The organism is Candidatus Nitrosopumilus sp. bin_68KS, assembly GCF_054095825.1.
In genome coordinates this window covers 102534-119680 of the sequence record NZ_JBSWSP010000013.1, presented here as the reverse complement: position 1 = coordinate 119680, position 17147 = coordinate 102534, and the positions used below count along the sequence as shown (strand labels likewise).

General features: G+C 33.6%; 21 protein-coding genes. 8 read left to right on the top strand and 13 right to left on the bottom strand.

The genetic code is table 11. From position 1 onward, the window contains the following. Positions 1 to 208, bottom strand: a 208-nt coding sequence (locus ACW9W3_RS06915; RefSeq protein WP_457765420.1) for a hypothetical protein, incomplete at its 3' end; no start/stop codon positions are given. Between the two features lie 97 nt (positions 209 to 305). On the opposite strand from ACW9W3_RS06915, the gene ACW9W3_RS06910 reads away from it, so the two are divergent. The 3 genes from ACW9W3_RS06910 (at position 306) to ACW9W3_RS06900 (ending at position 3335) form a co-directional block, all read left to right on the top strand. After that, a complete protein-coding gene (locus ACW9W3_RS06910; protein ID WP_457765422.1) occupies positions 306 to 2075 on the top strand; it encodes an SDR family NAD(P)-dependent oxidoreductase in 1770 nt (589 codons plus the stop codon). Between the two features lie 2 nt (positions 2076 to 2077). Beyond that, positions 2078 to 2530 carry a hypothetical protein gene (locus ACW9W3_RS06905; protein WP_457765419.1) on the top strand — a complete coding sequence of 151 codons (453 nt, stop codon included), beginning with the start codon at positions 2078 to 2080 and terminating at the stop codon, positions 2528 to 2530. A 238-nt stretch (positions 2531 to 2768) separates the two neighbouring features. Continuing rightward, a complete protein-coding gene (locus tag ACW9W3_RS06900; RefSeq protein WP_457765418.1) occupies positions 2769 to 3335 on the top strand; it encodes a hypothetical protein in 567 nt (188 codons plus the stop codon). Between the two features lie 82 nt (positions 3336 to 3417). Here the strand turns inward: ACW9W3_RS06900 and ACW9W3_RS06895 are convergent, their stop codons facing one another. The 5 genes from ACW9W3_RS06895 to ACW9W3_RS06875 all read right to left on the bottom strand — a co-directional run bounded on the left by ACW9W3_RS06895 (position 3418) and on the right by ACW9W3_RS06875 (position 9448). Next, the gene (locus ACW9W3_RS06895; RefSeq protein ID WP_457765417.1) at positions 3418 to 4941 is read right to left on the bottom strand and encodes a porin PorA family protein; all 1524 of its coding nucleotides are present in this window, start codon (positions 4939 to 4941) and stop codon (positions 3418 to 3420) included. Positions 4942 to 5665: 724 nt separating this feature from the next. Then, positions 5666 to 7111, bottom strand: coding sequence for a hypothetical protein (locus ACW9W3_RS06890; RefSeq protein ID WP_457765416.1), 1446 nt, complete (start codon positions 7109 to 7111; stop codon positions 5666 to 5668). 1 nt (position 7112) lies between these two features. Continuing rightward, positions 7113 to 7784, bottom strand: coding sequence for a hypothetical protein (locus ACW9W3_RS06885; RefSeq protein ID WP_457765415.1), 672 nt, complete (start codon positions 7782 to 7784; stop codon positions 7113 to 7115). Between the two features lie 72 nt (positions 7785 to 7856). Next, entirely contained in the window at positions 7857 to 8225 is a 369-nt protein-coding gene (locus tag ACW9W3_RS06880) for a hypothetical protein (protein WP_457765414.1), read from the bottom strand. A gap of 116 nt (positions 8226 to 8341) precedes the next feature. Continuing rightward, the gene (locus ACW9W3_RS06875) at positions 8342 to 9448 is read right to left on the bottom strand and encodes a hypothetical protein (RefSeq protein WP_457765413.1); all 1107 of its coding nucleotides are present in this window, start codon (positions 9446 to 9448) and stop codon (positions 8342 to 8344) included. 100 nt (positions 9449 to 9548) lie between these two features. Here ACW9W3_RS06875 and ACW9W3_RS06870 point away from each other — a divergent pair, with 100 nt between their 5' ends. From ACW9W3_RS06870 to ACW9W3_RS06855, 4 genes are all read left to right on the top strand, one after another. Next, positions 9549 to 9854, top strand: coding sequence for a hypothetical protein (locus ACW9W3_RS06870; RefSeq protein ID WP_457765412.1), 306 nt, complete (start codon positions 9549 to 9551; stop codon positions 9852 to 9854). 110 nt (positions 9855 to 9964) lie between these two features. After that, complete coding sequence (locus tag ACW9W3_RS06865) at positions 9965 to 10471, top strand: hypothetical protein (RefSeq protein ID WP_148313045.1); 507 nt, start codon at positions 9965 to 9967, stop codon at positions 10469 to 10471. After that, positions 10468 to 11052 (top strand): hypothetical protein, encoded by a 585-nt coding sequence (locus ACW9W3_RS06860; protein WP_457765411.1) that lies wholly within the window; start codon positions 10468 to 10470, stop codon positions 11050 to 11052. The genes ACW9W3_RS06865 and ACW9W3_RS06860 overlap by 4 nt, the downstream gene beginning before the upstream one ends. Positions 11053 to 11075: 23 nt before the next feature. After that, positions 11076 to 11366 carry a hypothetical protein gene (locus ACW9W3_RS06855; RefSeq protein WP_457765410.1) on the top strand — a complete coding sequence of 97 codons (291 nt, stop codon included), beginning with the start codon at positions 11076 to 11078 and terminating at the stop codon, positions 11364 to 11366. A 3-nt stretch (positions 11367 to 11369) separates the two neighbouring features. On the opposite strand, the gene ACW9W3_RS06850 is transcribed toward ACW9W3_RS06855, so the two are convergent. The 6 genes from ACW9W3_RS06850 to ACW9W3_RS06825 all read right to left on the bottom strand — a co-directional run bounded on the left by ACW9W3_RS06850 (position 11370) and on the right by ACW9W3_RS06825 (position 14744). Further along, positions 11370 to 11960 (bottom strand): hypothetical protein, encoded by a 591-nt coding sequence (locus tag ACW9W3_RS06850; protein ID WP_457765409.1) that lies wholly within the window; start codon positions 11958 to 11960, stop codon positions 11370 to 11372. Further along, on the bottom strand, positions 11957 to 12211 hold the full coding sequence (locus tag ACW9W3_RS06845; protein WP_457765408.1) for a hypothetical protein: 255 nt from the start codon (positions 12209 to 12211) through the stop codon (positions 11957 to 11959). The genes ACW9W3_RS06850 and ACW9W3_RS06845 overlap by 4 nt, the downstream gene beginning before the upstream one ends. Positions 12212 to 12372: 161 nt before the next feature. Then, the gene (locus tag ACW9W3_RS06840; protein WP_457765407.1) at positions 12373 to 13137 is read right to left on the bottom strand and encodes a sulfite exporter TauE/SafE family protein; all 765 of its coding nucleotides are present in this window, start codon (positions 13135 to 13137) and stop codon (positions 12373 to 12375) included. 40 nt (positions 13138 to 13177) lie between these two features. After that, a complete protein-coding gene (locus ACW9W3_RS06835) occupies positions 13178 to 13819 on the bottom strand; it encodes a hypothetical protein (RefSeq protein WP_457765406.1) in 642 nt (213 codons plus the stop codon). A 44-nt stretch (positions 13820 to 13863) separates the two neighbouring features. Then, the gene (locus ACW9W3_RS06830) at positions 13864 to 14355 is read right to left on the bottom strand and encodes a DUF192 domain-containing protein (RefSeq protein WP_457765405.1); all 492 of its coding nucleotides are present in this window, start codon (positions 14353 to 14355) and stop codon (positions 13864 to 13866) included. Positions 14356 to 14393: 38 nt separating this feature from the next. Then, on the bottom strand, positions 14394 to 14744 hold the full coding sequence (locus ACW9W3_RS06825) for a hypothetical protein (RefSeq protein WP_457765404.1): 351 nt from the start codon (positions 14742 to 14744) through the stop codon (positions 14394 to 14396). 133 nt (positions 14745 to 14877) lie between these two features. Here ACW9W3_RS06825 and ACW9W3_RS06820 point away from each other — a divergent pair, with 133 nt between their 5' ends. Beyond that, the gene (locus ACW9W3_RS06820; protein WP_457765403.1) at positions 14878 to 15342 is read left to right on the top strand and encodes a metal-dependent transcriptional regulator; all 465 of its coding nucleotides are present in this window, start codon (positions 14878 to 14880) and stop codon (positions 15340 to 15342) included. Here ACW9W3_RS06820 and ACW9W3_RS06815 read toward each other — a convergent pair. Next, on the bottom strand, positions 15329 to 17146 hold the full coding sequence (locus ACW9W3_RS06815) for an ATPase, T2SS/T4P/T4SS family (protein ID WP_457765402.1): 1818 nt from the start codon (positions 17144 to 17146) through the stop codon (positions 15329 to 15331). The genes ACW9W3_RS06820 and ACW9W3_RS06815 overlap by 14 nt on opposite strands. Position 17147: the final 1 nt, after the last annotated feature.

The following is a 17147-nucleotide window of genomic DNA, read 5'->3' as shown; positions in this document are numbered from 1 at the left end:
CAATATTTGAGTTCTTGACATCAAGACAGCCCTTGTTTGTTATCATTCTAGCTGTATGAGCAAAATATCTACTATAGTAATCACCTTTTTCAACATCATCAGTGCCAATTTCTTTGGGTTCAGAATCAACCCCAATCTCTTTTAACATATTACTGAATTTTTCAGGCCATGTTTGATAAACAAATGTGTCTGGCTCTGTATCATGCATTAAAAATCATTAACCATACCCACAAATAAAGATATCAAGAAAAGAGACACAGAGATCAATCGAATTAAATATCACAAAAGTTTTGAGTCTTTATCTAATGCTAAAATTCCAAAATAAGATTGCTCTAGTAACAGGAAGTGGTACAGGAATAGGCAAAGCCATTGCTACAAAATTCATAGAAGAGGGGGCAAGTGTAATTATTCTTGGAAGAAGAAAGGAACCATTAGAGGAAGCTGCAAAGGAACTCGAAGGAAAGATCCCTCAAGGTACAACTTCATCAGTTAGAATTTTTGCAGGAGTTGATGTTGCAGATGAATCAGCAATGAACAACATGTTTGATACGCTAAAAAATGAAAATACTACAATAGATTACATAATTAATAATGCAGGAGTGTCAGGACCTGTTACTTGTTTTGCAAACGCCCCACTCGAGGAATTCAAGAGTACTATTGGAATTCATCTAACAGGAACATTCTGGGGCTCAGTTCAGGCATTAAGAGTAATGAAAGAAGGCGGAAAAATAATTACAATTTCAACATTCTTTACAGAAGAAAAACCATTAGAACAAAGACCATATAGATTTAGAAGTCCATATACTGCAGCTCAAGGTGCAAAAAATAGATTAGCAGAATTAATGTCATGGGAATTAACTGATAAAGGAATCATGTCAATTGCAACAAATCCAGGACCAGTGCATTCAGACAGAATCTACAAGACAGTATATCCAAAAGCAGCTGCTGAATTTATGAGAGTCAGTGGATTTGAGGAGCTAATACCAACTGAAGTCGATGAAGCAAATAGAGAATTACTTCCATTATTAGGAGAAGATGAGAACGTTATCAAAGAAGGAATTGCAAAAGCTGCAGCAAAACTTGCAAACGGAAAAGATGTTACAAAACTAACTGACACATTTACAAATCTATTAAACAAAATACAAACCATTGCAGAAAAAGTACAAAACAATACATCACATATGATTGCAAATAGAGAATTTCTTTCACAAGGCCAAGTAGCAGAATCAGTACTAAATCTCTGTGATGATGAAATTGCAAAAATTATCAACGGTAAAGTTATTCCAGGTGATAGAGTATTTTATCCAGTTAAACCACATATTGGAACAACTACACCTGGTTGTCATCAACCAGATTTCACAGGAAAAGCTGTAGTCCTTACTATCGATGCAACGGATAAAGCAGATGCTCAACGAGTAGAATTTTTGGCACAGCATGTTGAGAAAAACGGCGGTAAAGTAGCATGTTTTATTTCTCAATCAACTTCTACAGAACTTCAAGAATACATCAGCAGCAAATTTCACTCTCATGTTGTAGACATAAAGAATCCTGAAGAAGTTGCAAAATGGTTAAACACCGCAAAAACCAACATTGGTGATATTTTGGGAGTGATTCACATAACTGGAAATCTCCCAGAGATGTCAAAAATGACAGAATTATCAAGAGCAGATTGGGAAGCATTAATTGAAAAATTCATCACAACACCTGCAACAGTTGCACAAAGAGCACTTGAGGAATTTGTTCCAGGCGGAACCAATGACCCACGTCTTTACAAAGACACAAACGGTGCAATAATGATTATTGGTCCAGATTTACCAGTAGGTAGAAAGGTCACAGGCACACAGAGGGGACAGGTAGAAGTTTTTAGAGGAGCATTAAGACCATTTACAACTACAGTCAATCAAGAATTAAGTGATGTCCTAAAATCAAAAATTAGAATGTTTACAATTTTCCCAGGTTCTGTAACAGGTTCAGAACCCAATAATCAAAGAATTGCAGATGCATTTAATTTTCTAGTATCAGGTAATGCAGAGTCATCATCAGAGATAGTTTTCTGTGTTGATGAATCAAGATAAGAATGAAAAAATTTTCAGAGTTTAGAATTGGAGATTCGTTTTATTCCACATGCAGTATTTCAGATAAAGAATTAGAAGAGTATCTTAATTTTTCTAGAGTTAGAAATGCATTCCTAGATGAGAGGAAAAAAGGAGAACAAAAAATCATTTCAGGAAGGGCCATTTTATCTAGAATGGAAGGAGAATTTACAAGACTAAGTCATATTTATGGAAACCACATTGTTTTTGTTGGGACTGATGGAGATCCAGAATGGAAAAATAGAAACACAAGATTTCTCAAGACATTATTCACTGATCAAGTTTTGAAATTAAAATTTACTGTATCTCAAAAAGACGACATTGATGAGGAATTTGGAAAGATTGGGATTGATTTTGAAGGAACAAATCAAGATGGCGAAATAATTGTTCTCTCAAAAAGAAACATTTACCGAGTAAAAAAAGAACCACCAAGGTAAGAGGAATATTTTCATTCCAATAGTAGTTGGAATTATTCCCAAAATTGGAATATTCCACATATGTTTTAATGAATAAAGAATACAGATTTGATTTATGGAAAAAAAGTGTTCGGGTTGTGGAAAAACTTTCAATAACAGAGCTTCGGATTTCTGTTGCCTAGAATGCTCTATGAACTATATTAATGAGGAAGATGCGAATCAAACAAATCTTAATAAATTAAAGTAAAACTCAAATGATATGCCTAACAATATTGTCAAACTCTTGAAAAACCATAATTTTCTACGAATTACAAAGTCAAACCAAGATGTTTACAATTTAATTCATTCAATGGAAAATCAAGATCAGTGTATTTTATTTTTTAATACTGAGGCCAATAGAGATAAAATCGTAAATGAATTTATCCATCCAAAAGGAATCCCTATTTTGACCACAGGTTGTTTTTCACAAGTTTCATCAAAATACGACTGCAGTCAAAATATCACATATAATGAATTAATTCAAAATAACAAGTTAGAATCAAATAAAATTAGTGAATTCCTAGTTAGCTTACTTGATAAAGCACATCCACACAATCTAGTACGTGTTGCATGTGAAGACACTAGTTGGTTTTCAGAGGTAGGATTTTTTGAAGAACATCAAAAAGCTGGTAGTCAATTGAACAAAAAAGTCTTGAATGGGCTATCCCTTCTATGTTGCTATAATCCATCGAAACTAGACGATGATAAAATAAATGTCATACTCAAAAGCCGAGATTATGTCATTTTAGAAGAACCGTTTTCAGTTTTTAAAAAAATATACAAGTAATTTATGTTCTTTAATAGTTCAGACATTATTAATTCTCAACTTTTGAAGAATATACAAATTCATTTGTAAATCATGATGAAAATCAATCTTTGGGAATTAAAAAGTGGAATTTTGCGCCATCAGTATGATCTTTATCAAACCAAATGGTCCCACCATGAGCCTCTACTATCCCTTTACAAATAGAAAGTCCCAAGCCTGTTCCTTTGTGTTTAATGTTTGAAGAGTTATCTAATTGCTTGAACTTTTCAAATATGATATCAGAATCAGTAGAAGAAATTCCAACACCATTGTCTTCAATTGAGATTATAGTCCCCTTGGGATCTTGTTTTGCCGAAATTGTAATTTTTGCATTAACTGTAGGAACAAAATCAATTGAATTTTTGACAAGGTTGGATATTACTTGAGATATACGTTTTTGATCACATTTTATTTTCCACGAGTTTTCTAATTTTAGACAAAATTCAATTTTCTTGTAACCGGAGAACTGTGTTACGTCTTCTAAAACATTTTCCAAATACTCCCTTAAATCCACCTCTGTTTTTGAAATAGACAACTGATTCAAATCAATTTTTTTAATTTCAGAAAGATCAGATAACAAATCATTTAGTTGATGAGTATTTTTTTTAATATTCTCAATTCTTTCACGCTGTTTGTTATTGAGTGTACCGTCTTTTTCTCTTAAAAGCAGATCACATAGGAAAAAAATCGGAGTCAAAGGATTTTTTATTTCGTGCCCAAGCATAGTGACAAACTCATCTTTTTGCTTGTCGGTTAGCTGTAATTGTTCTAATTTTTCTTGACTCTTTTTGGTTTTAGAATACAATAATAATAACAAACATGTAACAATAGTAAAAATGATCAATGTTGTTGGAATTACAAATTCATAAAATTCATACAGTGTTTTAAGGCCTTTTGCTTTCTGAATTAACACATGTTTTGAAAAAGATGTAGGTTCATCCCATGCATCAAGAATGATTACTTTTTCCCCATTAATCATAGTATAGTCAGTGAATTTTTCTGTAGATGCAACCTCAAGTCCAGTAACGGGTTCAACATAGTTTATTGCAGAATAATCCTCAAAAATTTGCTCAGAAAAATCAGGATATATGTGTGAAACATCAAAAGTAGTTTGACCTGAAAATTTGTAAACTGTTAATCCATCAATTTCATCAACACCTATAAAATTATAATGTAAAACAGTTCCTCCTATATCATATACATCATAGTCTTGTTGTTTTAGATTATTTGGAAACATGAAATATCCTTCTTTATCAGTGTACTCTCTAGTGAATTTATTTACAGATTCATCAAATTCGGTAATCCATAAACTTTCATCGGTAAGAATATCCTTATAATTATAAACAGTGTGAAAAATTATCTCATCGCCATTTTCCTCTATTACGTTTGTAGTCCACACAAACATCATCTTGATCGGTTCAGAAAGTTCCATTCCAATTTTCTCTGCAAACTGGATTTCTCCAACATTCTGCGATGCAAGTTCAAAAATTTCATTAGTGTTGATTAGTTGAGGTACAACTATCAACACCCAAATTAATACAGATGCAGTTCCAATTCCGCCTGCTATTGCTAAGGGTTTATTTCTCATAGAGTGATTTTTAGAGAATATTACGAGTTATAAAATTTAAAAATCCATCGCCTACTCATACGCCACAAATAGAAGCATCATTTGATCAACTCATTATTATTTACAACTACCATAACCTTGATGATTTTGAAAAAAGAAAAAAGAGGACTGCTAATCCTCATCATCATAGTCTGAATCTATGTCATCATCATAGTCTGAATCTATGTCATCATTGTTGTTATCATATTGATAACTCATAGCAAATGTGGGTGGTAATTCTTGAATATAAATAAGATGAATGATTTATTCTGGAATTTTTACAGTCCTTAATCTAATTTGCAAATGAATCAAGAGAAAACTGAACTAATTTTCATAGATTTGCGAGACAACTTACCAATTCAATCCCTTAATTTAAGCAAGTATTCACTGGGATTCATGCACAACCGTTTTAAATATGAAATTAAATTAAATTAAATAAAACCAACGAGATACATGGAAAACACGAAAGAATTCTAGGACGATTTCTAACCTGAGGTGTTTTCCAGATCAATTATTCTACTACGCAGAATAACGGTTTCTCGTTGTAAGAAATATAACAGAATAATATTTGAAATTTTTTTTGTATGTGGGGTATGCCAATAACAAAAAACAAATTATTCAAATTGTGAAACCCATTCTAAAAATAGAATTGTAATTAAGATACCTGTTCCAATAATAATTCCACATCCAAACAAAAGTTTAGTTTTCATTTTTTCACCGTACTTGAAACCAAGATCAAGTCATCATATTCAGACTCTGGAAAATAATATGAAACAATTGATTTTTTCATAAACTCTAGATTTTGTCCCTCTATTGCAAACTTGAATCCATCTAGAATAAATTCAATATTATATACACGGAACTTTTCTGGCTGAGAACTATTTTTATCCATTGCAGAGCCGCCAATTCTAATTAGAGTATCATTAATTTGCCAAAACTCTGAATTAGATTGTGCAAAATTTCGGAAATATTTTTGATCCTGTGCTGATTCATTGCTGATGTATAGAGTAATTCCATGCCAATTAAATGACGAGAAATCATGGTATAGTACTTCAACTTTGTTTGAACTAGGATTAATCTGAGTCAAAATTTGTCCTGCAAAATCAATTGGAATACTTGGATGATTGGGATTTGATGTTTCATACGAGTCCACTAGAACCTGAGAGCCTTGACGAACTTGTTCTAATGTAATATTCCGCCCTTCTCCTATCACTCCATTTTTATCCATAGTCCATACTGGAGGCTCTACATACAAAGAGCCGTTCTCATCAAGAGACAAGCCCAGATACGGTATTGCTATTGGCAAAGTATTCACTACAGGGCGCTCACCCATAATCATCAATCCATCAATTGGGCGATAGATAGAACCCCAACAAGGATCCTCCATTCGTTGTCGTCCTTGATCAGGCCAGTACTTCATCTGACAGTGAACACCAACTGACAATGCACTGTATGCCCTAAATGCTGAGACATCATCTGCTGTACCACCTAGATGTTCAGGCAGTCGAATCAAAATAAATTTCTGAAAGACATCTCTGTTTGCAGTATCTTCAGGATTGGGATAATAGAAAAACTCCATAGTGTTTGGTTTTATTGATTTTATTTGAGAGAGATCAACATTAGATTCGGAATTAAAAGGGACAGGATATACTGTCCTATCAAGGGAAACACCACTAGAATGTTCACTTATTCTGAATGTCTTTTCAAGATAATGAGATCCTATAGTTATTCTAAATAGATACCGTCCAACATCATCAATAACAACAGGATTATTTTCAGTTGAAATCAAATAATAATATCCGCCAGATTCTATAGCAATACATTGAATATCTGAACTTGCTTCCCAGATAGAATAGCCAGTAGCAGTATCAAGGATTCTAGCATCAACGTTATCTTTTGAATTGTCACAAATACTGTCATCGTTTATTTTGATAGAAATTTTCAAAGGGGTTGATGGATAAAGACGGTTATCGATTCCTAAAATCTCATATGCCGTTTCTTCAACTGGAATAATTTCAATCAGACATACATCATCATTTCTAACTCCTCCTTTTTCTGCACACAATTTATCCATGTTCATCGAATCAACTGAAAAGAACACCATAATGGATGCAATTATTATGACAAGGATTATTATTAATTTAAAATTCATTTTACAAATCTCCAAAGTTATGATTCAAGCTGTACTTTATAATTTCAGGATACTTGCATGTCACTCCAACATCAGAGCTTGCAGGAGTATGCCATGTTGCAAAATAGTCAACATCATTTATTGTAACTATACCAATATACTGTACAACAGTCACACTGGTTCCATTGTAATTATTGCATTTTGCAACAAACGTATCATATTTTTCAATTACTGCTGAAAACTCAAAGTCTTCAGTAATATCATAAACAACTCGGTCTTTGTTCCCAACTCTATAATCCTTGTCTGCAAATGTTACTAGTGCTGTATCGCCTGAAATTACAGTCATATTTTTCATTGTAAAGTAACCTACTCCATGCTCAATCGGATCAAAATGTAATTCTCCATCAATTCCAGAAATACCCCGAACATAAGATATGGCAGAGTGCTCATAAATTCTAGGATATTCATAACAAAAGAAATTTCCATTATTTGTCGTAAAGCAGGTAGAATCTTTTTTGTTCAGGGTTTCATGAAATTTTTCAGGATCATCACTGAATCCATGAGGATCAACTACCAAACTATTCAACGGAACTGAATAAGAGTAAAAATCATCAATTGTACCATAGTTTAGTGAAATTAACAATATCGGAACTAAAATTGCACTAATCATAAAGAGAGCATCAACTGATTTCATGTATCAATAAAATTGAATTTGTGATGCTCATAAAGACTTCGAATCTTTTACTCTAAAGTAACATCAAAGGAACTATAGACGTCGATATAGTTCCTTAAACTCCAATGATAAATCATAGGAGATGTTAAGCAAGTGTGCAATCTGATTCATCGAGGTTCTTTTCTGTCCCAGACGTCTAAGTATCATCAGTGATTTTTGAGGCGAGTTTGCTAGTAGTGGTTTTTGATCCGACCAAGATAGAAATGATTCCTCCACATCCAAACAAAAGTTTAGAATGTATTCTTTCCAGTGAGGCATCATGTGCAATGCCTTTTGATTCAAAAGCACCAAAGACAATTCACGGAACTGGTTTTTTCTATCACCGTACAAAATATCTAAAGCCAAGTGAGTTTTTTGCTCATCGTATTTTGTATTAAGTACATACATTCCCATTAGACTCATGAATATACTATGTCATTGTGATAGATAAAGGCGACAACGAATTCCCAAAGAAAAGAATTATTTTAAAATTATAATAGATACAACAAAAAGAATTATTTAAAAAAATAGAAAAAAAATTATGCCAGATGAGCAGTTACACGGTTTGTCTGATAACTACCAGCAGAACTTCCGATTGGAACTGCACACAGACTTTTTGGATCAATCCCTGTCTGCTCTGTACTAGTTTTTTTGCTCTTTTTATCACTCCAGACAAAAAAGCCAACTGCAAGTGCTACTCCTGCACCAGACATCACATACATTATTGGAACCTGTGTATCATTCTCATTTCCCCTGTCGGGTGCAGAATCTGCAATTGAGAACATATCAATTCCCCCATGACGAATCTCCTGCACATAACCTTCAAGGATTATGGTGGCATCATCTTGAGATTCAATTGATTTTATGGAATATTTCTCCCTGTCAATTGCAAACTCTTCAGAATAGCTTCTGTCCTGGCACAATCCCAAGTATACGGTACAGATTCCCATGGAATAGTTTGTAATCACGCCTCCTGAAAATCCATATTCCTGGGTTTCACTCATCTTTGCAGTAGGATCAAACATAGATTCCCACTTTGATAGCGGCAAATCACTTAGGCCACTAGTATCAAGGAGTTTCAATTCCAGTAATCGCATTGCATCTGAATCAGACAGATAGTCCAAGACATCAGGCATCACTGCCAGCAGTACTGATTTTGGGGAGTTGATATCATACATTCCATATTCAGAGGATACTGCAACAGCATCAGATATTTCAAACCCCCTCCATTCAGAATCAAGTGTTGAATCACCAACAAAATGACCAGACATTACAGGCTGCAAAATTATTTTAAACTCTACGCTAACAGAGTTTTTTTGTGGAATAATTATTGCAGAATACACACCATCAATACCACTTACTCTGACAAATGATTTTTTTTCTAGTTCTGTATTTATCAAATTAATGAGCATTGCAGAATTTTCTGAATCAAGATCAATTCGGACATTGTGCTTCTTGTCTCCTACGAGTTCAGATAATCTGCTATTCTCATCATACTGTATTGAGATGATTCTGGTAAACTGAAATGATGGAACAAATTCCTCAGAGTCTTTTGGTATTGCAGCATCTAGCTGCACCGCATGTACAGGCAAAATCAATGAGAGTGATGCCATTACAATGCTAGTTAGAATAATTTTTCTCAACATATACTACATAGTGTAATAATTGTATAAAATACAAATATGAGATTATTTTTTTTGGGAAAATGATTCTGTTTTTTTATATCAGATTCCAAAGAATTATTCCATGGGAAAAACAAGTTCAGTCTATGCAGGAATGCTGTTTTCTGCAATGCTAGTTGTAGTAGTTCAGCCAGCTTTTGCACAGTATGACGTTCTTGACAAAGGATCACTGTATAATTGGCTAGAAGATCCTGCAAACAAAAAAGAGATTGCAACAAATCCTGATGCGTTTGGTTCTGGAACTCCATACTTTGCAGCAGATGGGATAGTTGGCGCATCAATTCTTGCAGGTGGAGTGTTTGGTGGAATTGCAGCATCTTTCTTCATACGAGGAAGAAAAGGCAAGTATGCCGCCATGGGAAGGGGCTAAACCTCCCATTTTTTGTGCCTAAAATATCACAGATATTTAAAGAAAAATGATTTTCTCAAAAAAAAGAAAAAGTAGCACGTCTTAAGTATTATTTTGACGTATTAGAAACAATGCCAAACCAGTTTTCTCAGTTATTGTGTATTGACACAATACGAAATGCAAACAACCATCTTGAACCCGGACAAAGCACCATGCTTGCATGTGAGAGCAAGCCCAAATCCAAAGTAAAGTCCGCATTAACAATTCTAAAAGACCATGACTATTCGCTATGGATTGAGCTGTACGAGCACAATCTTGCAGAAAAAATCATAGGAATTTATTCTGATGCAATAAAGCGAAAAATTCTGTTGCACATTGACAAACCAATTCCAAAAGACGAGATGTTAAGACATGCAGGAGTTTCACAGTCAGGAGCTTATCGAAAATTCAATGAGCTTCTGCAAGATGGTTTTATTTTGCCTGTAGGATACACAAAAACTACAAATCGTGTTCGATTGTATGACAAAATAATTTCAAAGGCAGAGTTTAGTGTATCTACAAGAGTTAGTCAGATACGACTTCAGGTAAACTTGTCGCGTTTGCCAAAGTATCCAATAGGAGAGGCCGTGTATCCATGACTGCAATGGAGACTCTCCTAGCTTCACCTTTTGAGAAAACATTTTCAGATTTTGTCAGCTATGACGAGATAACAAAAATAAAAAATTCATTGTTTGAACAACACCACATGACTTTATTATCATCAATTAAAGATTTTGAGAAATTTCAAACCATTACAGGACAAGTTCTAGGAGATGGCGGCACACCACTAATAAAAAAGACACTAGACATCATATGTCGTCTAGAATCCAAGGCAAAACACACAGTTGAGATTAAAGACGAGTCACTGAAAAGCGCAATTTTGGAATCCTTTGATGATCCAGTAAAAAAACAAATCCTCGACATTGCATTTGACTATCCAATTACTATTTGGGAGATTGTCTCAAGGGCAAAAAATGACACACAAAACATTTCTGAGAACATTTCATATTTGATTTCACATGGACTGCTTGCCACAAAGGATTTGGAGGATTCAGAGCACAACAAAAAATATTATTCAACAATTGATAGTTTTGCAGTTAAAGTAGACGATGATGAGTTTAACATGTATGTAACAATTAATGAGATTGCAAACTCTGATCCGCTAAAGATTATTTGTTAGATTCTATTTTTAGGCTCAAAATTATGAAAACATATGGAATATTACTAACAGTCTTGCTTCTAAGCGGTTCAATATCGATTGTATTTGCACACCCAGATCCTATTGGAGTATCAGTTCAAAATCAAAATGGAGTAATTCTATACGAAAATCAATTAGGAAGTATTGAAAAAAAGACAGAGGCGACGGAATTATTCTCAACTGAATGGTTTTATCAAAATTTTATTTTGATACTTGTAAACATAATTATTGCAATCATGATAGTTGTCTCCACACTAGTTTACAAAGAAAAGATACAATACACAATTTTGAAATGAATTTTACTGATTTTCCTTTTTCTTTAATCTCTTTTTTATTGCATAGAGTATAATAAAAAATACAATCAGTATTGCACCAAGACTTTGAATAATGATTGCTACTTCAGGATTTGAAATTGTTTCGCCTCGTTGAAGATCTCGAAAATCTGATGGTTTAGGTTCTGACGGTTGACAAATTCCATTAATCAGAACATTTCCAACACCACATACTTGTTCATCGATTAATTCATCAGACATTGATGGTTTTGTTATCTCAAGAATTGCAACATACTCTGGTTTTTCAGTGCTGATAGGATATGGTTCTATCCCTTTTAGTAAAATGGTGTATGGCTCAAAGAGTTTATCCACATGTCCAATGTTTCTTTGCCCTCCAACATCTAATGTAGCATTACTATAACGAATCATTGCCCACACTTCTCCTTCCCAGATACAGGTTACATCAGATGGACATCTTGAATCCTCAATGTCATAAAAGTAGAATTTTAAATTCTCATAGCTAATAGTTTCACCAAATTTTATTTCAATTTCTTCGGCAAATGATTCAGATATTGGAATCATTAGTATTACAAGTAATATTAGTAGACTAGTTTTCATTTTGCATACTCCTCGTATTCGATTTTCTCCCCACAGTAAGGACAGTAACTCATTGGAAAAAATGCAATGTTTCCATCAATGCCAATATCCTTAAAATGAAATTTTGCCCATTTAACATTCCATAATTGGAAATGCTTGTCATGTTCTTTGAGTTGCTTGCAGCACCACCAGGTTCTGTGAGTATCTACATGAAATTCAGTAAATTTTTCACAGGTTGGATCATCAAAATGTTTAGTATAGGATATTTTCAATTATTCAAGCTAAAATTATGATATTCATAAGTAATTCGATTCTTTTATTTTTTAGATAAAATACCGGAGAGCCGACTAGTCTCCCCAGCCCTCAGATCAAATGACCTGATAGACATTATGTATTACAAAATAACTATAAAAATACAATAAAAAATTCAAGGCTAAAATCCAAAATTGCTTGCTGTTGAATCTAAGAATAATTTTCCCGCAGCTATCAAAATGACAGCAGAGACAATAATTTGCAAATATCTTTCTTTGATATCAATTGATAAACGTGCACCAACTAATCCACCTGCAAAAGAACCAATTGCTAAAAATCCTGCTTGAGTAAAGTCAGGATGGCCTAAAAGACTATGAACAATAACCCCAGACAAAGAAGAGAATAACAATATCAATTGAGATGTGGGAGCTGCCCTTTTCATAGTCATTCCCATTCCTACAACCATCAATGGAACAAAGATTATACCACCACCAATCCCAAAAAATGCAGAAATTATTCCTGCAAAAAAGCTTGCACCAATTGCAAATAACACAATTTGTTTAGACAATGTTTTTTCTTTATTTTCAATTTTTTTTCTCAAAAAAATGTAAGCTGCTGATGCAATCAAAACAAATCCAAATAAAATTTTAAAAATATCAGGTGCGACATCAGTTGAAATAACAGCACCTAAAACAGTTCCAGGAATTGAAAGTAACCCCAGTTTTAATCCCAGAGAGATTTCAATTCTTTTTTGCTTGGAATAAGAGATTGTAGAAGCAACAGCATTACTCAAAGCTGCAAAAAGACTGTTGCTTGCAGCAGTTGTAGGAGGAAAGCCAAGAAAAGTTAGCACTGGAACCACTACAATACCGCCACCTAATCCAATCATTGAACCCAAAACACCAGCTGCGAACCCCAAAAGAATAAACCATAATTGATCAATCATCGTAATCGCCAATCAAAGAATTTTGCAGTATATAATTAGACTACTTTAGTACCAAAAGGGTCCAAAGATAGGATTCCCCAGTAGATGTAATTTCCAAAATCAATCGCTTGTTATCCAAACCTGTAATTTCAGATTTTAGAGTAGTTTGCCCTGATTGTTCATATTTCTCTGAAGCAGTGTCAATCCAAGATTGAATAGAATCAAAGCCACCTGGTTGACGTATTTCCCAGCAATCACAAACTAATGTTTCAATCATAGTTTCAAAAACAAAATTCACTTCACCATATCTTGAATCTAAAAATGGAGACGCATCGATAATTGCAAGTGCCATTATGGGGCCATCAGTGGTACCGCCCATGTTTAGATTACCAATTGTTTTACCATCAGAATTCAAAAGAGCAGTAGTAGTACAATACTCTACAGTTTTTTGTTCATTTATAAAATCAAAATATGTGCAATACTGTGCTACAGTATGATCAGTGATAGCAACAGGGGCAGACATGGAAATATTTTTTTCTTTCAGAGAGTTTTCTAGTTTTTCCACATCATAAAAAGTAAAATCATTTTCATAAACAGGTTTCATAATTTGAGATTCGGGGGAATCCTCAGAAAAAATAACAACCAAAGTAGCACCAATAATTGAAAAAGCAATCAAAACACAAATGAGGATTATTTTATTCATTACAATCACTTCAAGAGAATCTAACATAAAGCTTTTTTTAAAAATTAAATAGAAATTATACTCAATATAGAGTCTTTAGTGATGTTGTTTTGCTCAACAAATCCAGATGTGACTTCAAGAACATATACTGCTTCTTTATCAGGAACTACGCTTTGACAAGTTGTAATTTCTAAAGGGCTTTTGCATGGAGGGATATTTTTTTCAATGTGTACAACTTTGCCATATTCATCAAACCAAATCATATCAAGTGGGAATTGCATGTTTAACATCCAAAGAGAGTAAAGACCAGATTGCTCAAATACAAAAATCATTCCTTGATCATAGGGCAATTCATCTTGAAACATTAAACCACGAACGCGTCTTGGTTCGGTGTCTGCAATTTGTACTTGTAAGGGAACATCATCAACCTTTATTGTACCTCTTGGAAATTCAACAGACTCTAATTTACTTTCACTTGGAATAGACATCAAACCTACCGCACCGATAATTACAGCTGCAATGAAAATAGGAATTAATACTTGGGACCTAGTAGTCATGAGTAAATTAATCGTAGTCTATTTAAAAACTAAAGGCGTCACATTATGGAATTCTTAAAGTCACTTAGTGAGGAAAGGGTGTTTTTTGTCTCATGGCCAATATCGTGAATAGTAGCGCCATTGTATTTCTTGTCAAGATATCTTCCTGCAACAATCATTGGACCTCCAACTGCAACAGTAACACCTGTTGGCTCTGGAATCCATAACATCAAAAATCCAATTTTTTGGAGCTTTTTACCAGGTGCAGGAGCTTTCTGAAGTGCGCCTAATGACGAATTAGCATTTTTACTGTCAATTTTGGCAATATCAGTATACAAATTTGCTCTTCGTTTAGCTGAATCAGAGATTTTCCTTAAATTTGCCAATCGTTCCTTTAGGAGGTCTACCATACCAACATCAATTTTTAGAAAAAATAGTTAACATTCTAAGATCAACTAGCATCACACTCAAGTCAACAAAGAGTAACTAAAGTTTGAGAAAGACACCCAATTATACTAGAGTCTAGTTAGATACAAAGAATACATGAAATCTAAAAATTCCAAGAGACTAGATTCAATAAAAGCGGCTCATCAAACTGAGAGGACTCGTTCAAGTACTAGAATGGAGGATTATTTAGAAATAATATCAGAGCTTGTAGAATTAAAAGGATATGCCACTACATTAGATATTTCAAGATACATGAACGTTAGCGCTCCAAGTGTTACAAAGATGCTTCAAAGATTAGATGAGGGAGGATTTTTAGAATATGAAAAATATCACGGGATCAATCTTACAAAAAAAGGCATACAAGTAGCTGAAGGCATTAGACAGAATCATGGAATTTTATTGGAATTTTTGGAGATTTTAGGAGTAGGGTATGATACTGCCAATCAAGACACAGAAGGAATTGAACATCATCTCAATCCAAAAACTATTAGACAGTTAAGAAAATTCATTACTTTTCTTAAAGCAAACCCCAAGATAATTGAAAATTTTAAAAATCTTTAAGATATAATTTTATGTCATTTTGTGATGTAGTACTCATAAGATTTCTTGCAATATCAGAACGTTTTGGGATTTTTATCTGTCCCTTTTTACCAATTCTTACTGATGACAAAAATTTGTCATTAGCATAGATATCTGCATGCATTGAGGTGTATTCTCTACTTACAGTAAGAAGTAATGCAGTTTTTGACTCTGAAAAGGTAAAAGGGATATCATTTGACTCAAGGGAGATGTTTTCAGAGTTTTTTGCCACAACATCAATGTGAACTTGGAGTGATTTTTCAATTTCATTAATGTTAGAGCCACCCCTTCCTATGATTGATGGAATGTATTGTTCGTTTACTAAAACCTTGACGCGATTATCAGATAAAATTTCAACTTGTGCGCTTGGATCATACCTTTTGAAAGTATCTTTTATTTTATCTTCGGCTAGTTTTTCAATTCCAACTTTTTGAACTCTTTTTGAAACAGGAACGATGACATTTTCTTCCCCAAATGTGTATATTTCGTGTTCCAAAACGTTATCTTGAAAATTTCTTACCTCAATTACAGGTCTTGCAAGATCAGATTCAGTCATACCTGAAGGAACTTTAACTTTTAATTCCAAGTCATAGACTTTTTCTATTCTTCCATCATTTACAAAAATTACAGTATCTAAAATATTTGGAATAATTCCCAATTCTATTTTACCGATGAATCTTTGGATTGCATCTAATGGAGAGTTTGCATGCACTACTCCTACCATACCAACTCCAGTTAATCTCAAATCTGCAAAGGTTCTAAAATCTTCACGTCTTCTTACTTCATCAAAAATAGTATAATCAGGACGAACTAAAAGTAAGATATCTGCAGTGTTATCAAAACTCCCATCTAATTTTCCATATTGTGTGATTCCAGAATCAACCTGTAAATCCCGAGGAGATTCAAAAGTTTTAACAATTTTGCCTTTTTTATGATAAAAATTTGCAAGACCTGATGCAAGTGTACTTTTACCAGAACCAGGAGCCCCTGAAATTACAATGCCTTCAGCCCTATCAGATAATCTATCCATTAATTCATCTGAAATTTCATAATCTTCCAAAGATAATTTTATGATTGGATGTACGATAGTTATTTCATAAGATTCAGAGAATGGAGGATATGTAATTGCAATTCGATAATCATCATGTTGGATTACGGATGCGCCAGTCTTTGAGATTTCCATAGTAGTTGAATCAGAAGTATTTGCAATATCAAATATTTGAGATGAAATCATTTTCAAATAAGATTTTGTAAGAATATCATCACTGATTTGAGTAAGTAAAAATGAACCAGGCGTCCCTTTTTTTGCCAATGGAAATTGATTTTCCTTAAGATGAACACTCATAGTTTCAGAATCAAAAAATTTTAAGAATTCTAATTTTTCATTGTTAATTTTTGTTTTTAGAAATACAGTTTCAATACCTTCAGCTTGCGCAACTAAATGTTGCACTCTATCAGACGTGTAAAGTACAGCATCATTTTGTTTTGCCATATCAGTGATAAGTGCGTCAATTCTTCCACTAGCAGCAAACTTGATGTCATCTGTAGAAGGATGAGGGCCTTTTAGAATTATTTCCAAACCAAAACTTCCAGAAAGATCATTTAGTTTTTTAATTTTTTCTAATCCAATAAATCCCTGTTCTTTTTTATTTGAAGCCTGAGATTGTAATTCATCAAAAACAGCTTGAGGAATAATGATTTGTGAGTTTCTAATAGAACCAGTTTCTATTTGAGAAATTAGTTCACCGTTAATTATTACGCTAGTATCAGCTACTATTTTTGACAAG

Excerpts from the sequence above, each read along its gene's own strand:
- ACW9W3_RS06870 (WP_457765412.1), top strand. The coding sequence starts at position 9,549 with ATGGGAAAAACAAGTTCAGTCTATGCAGGAATGCTGTTTTCTGCAATG.
- ACW9W3_RS06900 (WP_457765418.1), top strand. The coding sequence starts at position 2,769 with ATGCCTAACAATATTGTCAAACTCTTGAAAAACCATAATTTTCTACGA.
- ACW9W3_RS06820 (WP_457765403.1), top strand. The coding sequence starts at position 14,878 with ATGAAATCTAAAAATTCCAAGAGACTAGATTCAATAAAAGCGGCTCAT.
- ACW9W3_RS06835 (WP_457765406.1), bottom strand. The coding sequence starts at position 13,819 with ATGAATAAAATAATCCTCATTTGTGTTTTGATTGCTTTTTCAATTATT.
- ACW9W3_RS06890 (WP_457765416.1), bottom strand. The coding sequence starts at position 7,111 with ATGAATTTTAAATTAATAATAATCCTTGTCATAATAATTGCATCCATT.
- ACW9W3_RS06840 (WP_457765407.1), bottom strand. The coding sequence starts at position 13,137 with ATGATTGATCAATTATGGTTTATTCTTTTGGGGTTCGCAGCTGGTGTT.
- ACW9W3_RS06865 (WP_148313045.1), top strand. The coding sequence starts at position 9,965 with ATGCCAAACCAGTTTTCTCAGTTATTGTGTATTGACACAATACGAAAT.
- ACW9W3_RS06850 (WP_457765409.1), bottom strand. The coding sequence starts at position 11,960 with ATGAAAACTAGTCTACTAATATTACTTGTAATACTAATGATTCCAATA.
- ACW9W3_RS06885 (WP_457765415.1), bottom strand. The coding sequence starts at position 7,784 with ATGAAATCAGTTGATGCTCTCTTTATGATTAGTGCAATTTTAGTTCCG.
- ACW9W3_RS06910 (WP_457765422.1), top strand. The coding sequence starts at position 306 with ATGCTAAAATTCCAAAATAAGATTGCTCTAGTAACAGGAAGTGGTACA.
- ACW9W3_RS06895 (WP_457765417.1), bottom strand. The coding sequence starts at position 4,941 with ATGAGAAATAAACCCTTAGCAATAGCAGGCGGAATTGGAACTGCATCT.
- ACW9W3_RS06875 (WP_457765413.1), bottom strand. The coding sequence starts at position 9,448 with ATGTTGAGAAAAATTATTCTAACTAGCATTGTAATGGCATCACTCTCA.
- ACW9W3_RS06905 (WP_457765419.1), top strand. The coding sequence starts at position 2,078 with ATGAAAAAATTTTCAGAGTTTAGAATTGGAGATTCGTTTTATTCCACA.
- ACW9W3_RS06860 (WP_457765411.1), top strand. The coding sequence starts at position 10,468 with ATGACTGCAATGGAGACTCTCCTAGCTTCACCTTTTGAGAAAACATTT.
- ACW9W3_RS06880 (WP_457765414.1), bottom strand. The coding sequence starts at position 8,225 with ATGAGTCTAATGGGAATGTATGTACTTAATACAAAATACGATGAGCAA.
- ACW9W3_RS06830 (WP_457765405.1), bottom strand. The coding sequence starts at position 14,355 with ATGACTACTAGGTCCCAAGTATTAATTCCTATTTTCATTGCAGCTGTA.
- ACW9W3_RS06825 (WP_457765404.1), bottom strand. The coding sequence starts at position 14,744 with ATGGTAGACCTCCTAAAGGAACGATTGGCAAATTTAAGGAAAATCTCT.
- ACW9W3_RS06855 (WP_457765410.1), top strand. The coding sequence starts at position 11,076 with ATGAAAACATATGGAATATTACTAACAGTCTTGCTTCTAAGCGGTTCA.